Annotated in this window: 7 protein-coding genes and 1 riboswitch; all 7 genes read left to right on the forward strand. The window is 41.2% G+C overall.

Annotated elements, in window-relative coordinates; all coding sequences use genetic code 11:
* Positions 1-252 precede the first annotated feature (252 nt).
* The 7 genes from cls to HMPREF2837_RS02385 all read left to right on the forward strand — a co-directional run bounded on the left by cls (position 253) and on the right by HMPREF2837_RS02385 (position 7,867).
* Positions 253-1,785: a cardiolipin synthase gene (gene cls, locus HMPREF2837_RS02355; protein WP_049548795.1), complete on the forward strand. Its 1,533-nt coding sequence runs from the start codon at positions 253-255 to the stop codon at positions 1,783-1,785.
* A 107-nt stretch (positions 1,786-1,892) separates the two neighbouring features.
* A riboswitch (TPP riboswitch) is annotated at positions 1,893-1,995 on the forward strand.
* A gap of 74 nt (positions 1,996-2,069) precedes the next feature.
* A complete protein-coding gene (locus HMPREF2837_RS02360; RefSeq protein WP_049548796.1) occupies positions 2,070-2,360 on the forward strand; it encodes a thiamine-binding protein in 291 nt (96 codons plus the stop codon).
* Positions 2,323-3,081: an ABC transporter permease gene (locus HMPREF2837_RS02365; RefSeq protein WP_049548797.1), complete on the forward strand. Its 759-nt coding sequence runs from the start codon at positions 2,323-2,325 to the stop codon at positions 3,079-3,081. The genes HMPREF2837_RS02360 and HMPREF2837_RS02365 overlap by 38 nt, the downstream gene beginning before the upstream one ends.
* Before the next feature lie 36 nt (positions 3,082-3,117).
* Positions 3,118-4,125 (forward strand): ABC transporter substrate-binding protein, encoded by a 1,008-nt coding sequence (locus HMPREF2837_RS02370; protein ID WP_049548798.1) that lies wholly within the window; start codon positions 3,118-3,120, stop codon positions 4,123-4,125.
* A complete protein-coding gene (locus tag HMPREF2837_RS02375; protein ID WP_049548799.1) occupies positions 4,125-4,853 on the forward strand; it encodes an ABC transporter ATP-binding protein in 729 nt (242 codons plus the stop codon). Before HMPREF2837_RS02370 ends, HMPREF2837_RS02375 begins: the two co-directional genes overlap by 1 nt.
* 116 nt (positions 4,854-4,969) lie before the next feature.
* Positions 4,970-5,428: a CtsR family transcriptional regulator gene (locus tag HMPREF2837_RS02380; protein WP_001211286.1), complete on the forward strand. Its 459-nt coding sequence runs from the start codon at positions 4,970-4,972 to the stop codon at positions 5,426-5,428.
* 6 nt (positions 5,429-5,434) lie between these two features.
* Positions 5,435-7,867: an ATP-dependent Clp protease ATP-binding subunit gene (locus HMPREF2837_RS02385; RefSeq protein WP_049548800.1), complete on the forward strand. Its 2,433-nt coding sequence runs from the start codon at positions 5,435-5,437 to the stop codon at positions 7,865-7,867.
* The last annotated feature ends 193 nt before the right edge of the window (positions 7,868-8,060 follow it).

Below are 8,060 nucleotides of genomic sequence, written 5' to 3' on the forward strand. Positions count from 1 at the left end.
TAGCCCTGGTACAAACCACCCGTTTGACGGGTGGCCATGATTTATATTCAGAGCGATGAAAAAGCTAGAGTTCCACAATTGGGAATATCTAGCTTTTTTGTGGCTGAGAATTATTTTGTCGCAGACTCTTTTTAATTTTATAGGTTGAAACAGAAAAGACTTGCTAAGTTCTTCTAAACTAAGTATACTAGAAGGTAACAAGCGTTTTCAGACGTTAAATTAGGGAGTAGACTTAGAAATTGAGGGGGAGTTATGGGAACTAGAAAATTTCGACTATTGATGTCCAAGTATGGTTTTAGCATTGCGATTATTCTGATAGAATTATTTGTAGTTTTTGCAGTCATTCTTTACATGAGCCAGATTGCTCCACTTGTTTGGGTTGCTCTTGTATTTCTTGTCAGCGTGGCAACTGTTTTAGCTATTGTCAATCGTTCTATGTCTCCTGAAAGCAAGGTGACGTGGTTGATTGTCACTTTTGTTCCTGTTTTTGGTCCCTTGCTTTATATCATGTTTGGTGAGCGTCGGTTATCAAAAAAGGAATTCAAACAATTACAGGAACTTCGTTCTATTGCATCTCATGAAAAGCGAGAGCATAGTCTTCATCAGATCCTACAAGAAACTGATAAATCTGCCTACGGGATTATCAATGCCTTATTGCATATGGACAGTAATGCAGAAGTTTATGATCAGACAGACTCACAATTCTTTTCAAATGGTGAGGAAATGTGGCAACAGATGCTGGAAGATTTGAAGAGGGCTGAAAAATTTATTTTTCTAGAATACTACATTGTCGACGAAGGTTTGATGTGGGATAGTATGCTTGAAATTCTTGAAGAAAAAGCTTCTCAGGGAGTCGAGGTCAAGATGCTCTACGACGATATCGGCTGCATGGTGACATTGCCAGGTGATTATACTGTGCATCTCCGATCTCGGGGAATTGAGGCTCATAAGTTTAATAAGGTAATTCCTCGTATGACAGTGGCCTATAATAACCGTGACCACCGTAAGATTTTGGTCATTGATGGGCAGATTGCCTATACTGGCGGGATTAATCTTGCAGACGAATATATCAATCAGATTGAACGTTTTGGACACTGGAAAGATAGTGGGATTCGGATAGATGGTCCGGCGACTCAAGCCTTTACCAGACTATTTCTCATGAACTGGTACATCAACCGTGGAGAAATTAGTGACTTTGATCAGTATCATTTGGAAAATCAGACACGACCAGGAGGTGGTCTTTGTATCCCGTATGGAAGTGGCCCTAAGCCTATCTATAAAATGAAGGTGGGTAAAATCGTCTATCAAAATCTGATTAATCAAGCGGAAGATTTTGTCTATATCACCACGCCTTATCTCATTATTGATTATGATTTGACAGAGGATATAAAAAATGCAGCCATGCGAGGTGTAGATGTGAGAATTATAACTCCATTTATCCCAGATAAAAAGCTCATCCAGTTAGTAACTCGAGGATCTTATCCTGATCTTTTGTCTGCTGGTGTACGTATCTATGAGTATACTCCTGGTTTTATCCATAGTAAGCAAATGATTGTTGATGATCGATTTGCGGTTGTTGGAACCATAAACCTTGATTATCGCAGCTTGGTTCACCACTATGAAAATGCAGTTTTATTGTATGAAACACCGTCCATTGCAACTATTCGCAATGATTTTGAAGAAATTTTTGAAGAGTCGCAAGAAATTTTTACTGGGACAATCAAGCCTACTTGGTATCAAACATTAATCAAAGAAGTAGCTCAGTTATTCGCCCCTATGCTTTAATTGAAAGAGCTAGTTCATCTGTATAATTAGAGAAAGAGAAGGTTTGCCGTCTCTTTTTCTGTAAGCAGTTTCCTTGACATCTTGTTTGTTTTGCGTTATCATATGTCCATATAATATATGGGAGTCTGTGTACAGTCTGAGAGGAAGTGTTAAACTTCGACCGCACCTGATCTGGGTAATGCCAGCGTAGGGAACGAAACTTAGCCTAATTTTGCACCTTTTTCATATATGGAAGAGGTTTTTCTTTTTTACAAAGAAAAACTGTAACTTAGAAGGAGGTTTGAATGAAAGCAAGCATTGCTTTACAAGTCCTGCCCCTGTCACAAGGGATTGACCGCATAGCTGTAATTGATAAGGTCATTGCTTATCTGCAAGCTCAAGAAGTGACCATGGTGGTGACACCATTTGAAACGGTCTTGGAGGGGGAGTTTGATGAGCTCATGCGAATTCTTAAAGAAGCCTTAGAAGTGGCGGGGCAAGGAGCAGACAATGTTTTTGCCAATGTGAAAATAAATATAGGAGAGATTTTAAGCATCGATGAGAAACTTGAAAAGTATAATGAGACGGCATATTAGTCTGCTAGGATTTTTGGGTGTCTTATCCGTTTGGCAGGTGGCGGGATTCTTAAAACTCTTACCAAAGTTTATCCTGCCGACACCACTTGAGATTCTCCAGTCTTTTGTTCGTGACAGAGAATTTCTCTGGTACCATAGTTGGGCAACCTTGAGAGTAGCCTTATTAGGTTTGGTCTTGGGAGTCTTGATAGCCTGTATCATGGCTGTTCTTATGGATAGTTTGGGCTGGCTCAATGACTTGATTTACCCCATGATGGTAGTTGTCCAGACCATACCGACAATTGCCATAGCTCCTATCCTAGTTTTATGGTTGGGTTATGGTATCTTGCCCAAGATTGTTTTGATTATCTTGACGACAACCTTCCCTATTATCGTCAGTATTCTAGATGGTTTTAGGCATTGCGACAAGGACATGCTGACCTTGTTTAGTCTGATGCGAGCGAATCCTTGGCAAATCCTGTGGCATTTTAAAATCCCTGTCAGCCTGCCCTACTTTTATGCAGGACTAAGGGTTAGCGTCTCCTACGCCTTTATCACAACAGTGGTATCTGAGTGGTTGGGAGGCTTTGAAGGACTAGGTGTCTACATGATTCAGTCCAAGAAACTGTTTCAGTATGATACCATGTTCGCGATTATTATTCTGGTATCGCTGATTAGCCTTGTGGGTATGAAATTAGTCGATATCAGTGAAAAATATGTGATTAAATGGAAACGTGCTTAAAAGAAGCGTTTTGTAAAAAGAAAAGAGGAAATATAAATGAAGAAAACATGGAAAGTGTTTTTAACGATTGTAACAGCTCTTGTAGCTGTCGTGCTTGTGGCTTGTGGGCAAGGAACAGCTTCTAAGGATAACAAAGAAGCAGAACTCAAAAAAATTGACTTTATCCTAGACTGGACACCCAATACCAACCACACAGGGCTTTATGTAGCTAAAGAAAAAGGTTATTTCAAAGAAGCTGGAGTGGATGTTGATTTGAAATTGCCACCTGAAGAAAGCTCGTCAGACTTGGTTATCAATGGTAAGGCGCCATTTGCTATCTATTTCCAAGATTACATGGCTAAGAAATTGGAAAAAGGAGCAGGTATCACTGCCGTTGCAGCGATCGTTGAGCACAATACATCAGGGATCATCTCTCGTAAATCTGATAATGTAACTAGTCCAAAAGACCTAGTTGGCAAGAAATACGGAACTTGGAATGACCCTACTGAGCTTGCGATGTTGAAAACCTTGGTAGAATCTCAAGGTGGCGACTTTGAGAAGGTTGAAAAAGTACCAAACAACGATTCAAACTCGATCACACCGATTGCCAATGGCGTTTTTGATTCTGCTTGGATTTATTATGGTTGGGATGGAATCCTTGCTAAATCTCAAGGTGTAGATGCTAACTTTATGTATTTGAAAGACTACGTTAAAGAATTTGACTACTACTCACCAGTTATCATCGCAAACAACGACTATCTAAAAGACAACAAAGAAGAAGCTCGTAAAGTCATCCAAGCTATCAAAAAAGGTTACCAATATGCTATGGAGCACCCAGAAGAAGCGGCTGATATCTTGATCAAGAATGCCCCTGAGTTAAAGGATAAACGTGATTTCGTCATCGAATCTCAAAAATACTTGTCAAAAGAATATGCGAGCGACAAGGAAAAATGGGGACAATTTGATGCTGACCGCTGGAATGCCTTCTACAAATGGGATAAAGAAAATGGTATCCTCAAGGAAGACTTGACAGATAAAGGATTTACCAACGAATTTGTGAAATAATGACAGAAATTAGACTAGAACATGTAAGCTATGCCTACGACAATGAAAAGATTTTAGAGGATATTAATCTACAAGTGACTTCAGGTGAAGTGGTTTCTATCCTAGGCCCCAGTGGTGTAGGGAAGACCACTCTCTTTAACCTGATTGCAGGGATTTTAGAAGTCCAGTCAGGGCGAATTGTGCTTGATGGGGAGGAAAATCCCAAGGGGCGCGTGAGCTATATGCTACAAAAGGATCTGCTCTTGGAACACAAGACGGTGCTAGGCAATATTATTTTGCCCCTCTTGATCCAAAAGGTGGACAAGGCAGAAGCGATTGCCCGCGCATACGAAATCCTTGCTACCTTTCAGTTGACGGCTGTAAGGGATAAGTACCCTCATGAACTCAGTGGTGGGATGCGTCAGCGTGTTGCTTTACTTCGTACCTATCTTTTTGGACATAAGCTCTTTCTTCTAGATGAGGCCTTTAGTGCCTTGGATGAGATGACTAAGATGGAGCTCCACGCCTGGTATTTGGAGATTCATAAACAGCTAGGCCTGACAACACTCATCATTACGCATAGTATCGAGGAAGCCCTCAATCTCAGCGACCGTATCTATATCTTAAAAAATCGCCCTGGGCAGATTGTTTCTGAAGTCAAACTTAATTGGTCTGAAGCTGAAGACAAGGACGTTCAAAAAATTGCCTATAAACGCCAGATATTAGCAGAATTAGGCTTAAATAATTAGAAAGACAGGGAGTTGGTGAGGATTCTTCATTACCAGCCCCTTTTTCTTTTAAAAAATCGAAAAATTCGGTATAATAGTCAAAAATAGTCAAGGTTCAAAGAAAGAGGTGGCGTTCTATGAGATTTAAAAATACATCAGACCATATAGAGGCCTATATCAAGGCGATTTTGGAGCAGTCGGGTATGGTTGAATTGCAACGAAGCCAATTAGCGGATACCTTTCAAGTCGTGCCTAGCCAGATCAACTATGTGATTAAGACTCGATTTACTGAAAGCAGAGGCTATTTAGTTGAAAGTAAGCGGGGAGGTGGCGGTTATATTCGCATTGGTCGGATTGAATTCTCAAACCACCATGAAATGCTCCGCGATTTACTGTATTCGGTAGGTGAAGAAGTTAGCCTAGCTATCTTTGAAGATGTTTTAAGACTCTTGTTTGAGCAGGATTTAGTGACTCGTCAGGAGATGAATCTATTATTAGCAATGGCGACAGACCGAGTTTTAGGCGATGATGCCAATCTTATCCGTGCCAATATGCTCCGTCAGTTATTACAAGAGGTAGATAGAAAAGGAAAATAGAACTAAATGAAATATTCAAAAGCATTGAGAGAATGTATAGAAAGTGCCTTTCTGGTCGCCAGTCATTTTGGGGCAGAATACCTAGAGTCATGGCACCTATTGATTGCTATGGCCAATCATGGTTACAGTGTAGCTGGGGCGACTTTGAACGAATTTCCATATGAGATTGATCGTCTGGAGGAAGTTGCTGTAGAGCTGACTGAAACAAAGTATAGCGATAAGGAACATTATCAGGAGCTGCCTTTTTCACACCGGTTGAAGGTATTGTTGTTGGAAGCAGAGCACGTTGCTTCTGTCGTACATGCCAAGGTATTGGGAACAGAGCATGTTCTTTATGCTATCTTACATGATGGCAATGCCTTAGCTACTCGCATTTTAGAAAAAGCGGGATTTTCTTACGAAGATCAGAAGGATCAGGTCAAGATTGCTGGACTTCGTCGAAGTCTTGAAGCGCGTGCTGGTTGGACTAGAGAAGATTTGAAGGCCCTTCGCCAGCGTCATCGTACGGTAGCGGATAAGCAAAATTCCATGGCTAATATGATGGGTATGCCTCAGACACCAAGTGGAGGTTTGGAAGATTATACGCATGACCTTACGGAGCAAGCTCGTTCGGGTAAATTGGAACCAGTCATCGGGCGCGACCAAGAAATCTCTCGTATGATTCAAATCTTGAGCCGTAAGACAAAAAATAATCCAGTCCTAGTTGGAGATGCAGGTGTCGGTAAAACAGCTCTAGCACTTGGTCTTGCGCAACGTATTGCCAACGGGGATGTACCTGATGAAATGGCTAAGATGCGAGTTTTAGAACTTGATTTGATGAATGTGGTTGCGGGAACTCGTTTCCGTGGTGACTTTGAAGAACGTATGAACAATATCATCAAAGATATTGAGGAAGATGGAAAGGTCATCCTCTTTATCGATGAGCTTCATACCATTATGGGGTCAGGAAGTGGGATCGATTCGACCTTGGATGCGGCCAATATCTTGAAACCTGCCTTGGCACGTGGAACTCTGAGAACTGTCGGTGCGACCACTCAGGAAGAGTATCAAAAGCACATCGAAAAAGACGCAGCCCTTTCTCGTCGCTTTGCAAAAGTGATGATTGAGGAACCAAGTTTAGCAGATAGTATGGCTATTTTACGAGGTTTGAAAGCAACCTATGAGAAACACCACCATGTCCAAATTACAGACGATGCAGTAGAAACAGCTGTCAAAATGGCTCATCGTTATTTAACTAGCCGTCACTTGCCAGACTCAGCGATTGATCTTTTGGATGAAGCGGCAGCAACTGTCCAAAATAAATCAAAGCACGCTAAAAAAGATGAGTCAGATTTAACACCAGCTGATAAGGCCTTGATGGATGGTAAATGGAAGCAAGCTGCTCAACTCATTGCAAAAGAACAGGAAGTACCTGTTTATAAAGACTTGGTGACAGAATCAGACATTTTGACAACCTTGAGTCGCTTGTCAGGTATTCCAGTTCAAAAATTGACCCAAACAGATGCCAAGAAGTATCTCAATCTTGAAGCTGAACTGCATAAACGTGTTATCGGACAGGAACAAGCTGTATCTAGTATCAGTCGTGCCATTCGCCGAAATCAATCGGGTATTCGCAATAACAAACGCCCAATTGGATCCTTTATGTTCCTAGGACCAACAGGTGTTGGTAAGACCGAGTTGGCCAAGGCCTTGGCGGAAGTTCTCTTTGATGATGAGTCTGCTCTTATCCGCTTTGACATGAGTGAATATATGGAGAAATTTGCAGCCAGTCGTCTCAATGGAGCTCCTCCAGGTTATGTAGGCTACGAAGAAGGCGGGGAGTTGACCGAGAAGGTTCGTAACAAACCGTACTCAGTCTTGCTTTTTGACGAGGTAGAGAAGGCTCACCCAGACATCTTTAATGTGCTCTTGCAAGTCTTGGATGATGGTGTCTTGACAGACAGTAAGGGTCGCAAGGTTGACTTCTCCAATACCATCATCATCATGACTTCAAACCTTGGTGCGACAGCTCTTCGTGATGACAAGACAGTTGGTTTTGGAGCTAAGGACATTCGTTTTGATCAGGAAAATATGGAAAAACGGATGTTTGAGGAGCTGAAAAAGGCTTATCGTCCAGAGTTTATCAACCGTATTGATGAGAAGGTAGTCTTCCATAGCTTGTCAAGTCAAGATATGCAAGAAGTAGTTAAGATTATGGTCAAACCATTGATTGCTAGTCTTGCAGAAAAAGGAATTGACTTGAAACTTCAAGCATCAGCCCTTAAACTCCTAGCTCAGCAAGGATATGATCCAGAGATGGGGGCTCGTCCACTACGCAGAACTTTGCAAACGGAAGTAGAAGACAAACTAGCAGAACTTCTCCTTAAAGGTGAATTGGAAGCTGGTAAGACTCTGAAGATTGGTGTCAAAGCTGGTCAATTAAAATTTGAGATTGTTTAAAATTGTGAGGTTGGAACAGATTGTTTCAGCCTCTTTTTTGGAAAGTTATTACTCAAATAAGGACTTGGATTTTGCATTTAGTTTAAGGATTTCAAAAACGAATTTCTACTGATCAAGTTTTGTATATCAAGTAAAAAATCTTATAATTAAGAAATGTTTGCTAAATTCCCAAACTAAGTTCCACCGCTAGTAG

The organism is Streptococcus sp. HMSC071D03 (assembly GCF_001812125.1).
Taxonomy (GTDB): Bacteria; Bacillota; Bacilli; order Lactobacillales; family Streptococcaceae; genus Streptococcus; species Streptococcus pseudopneumoniae_N.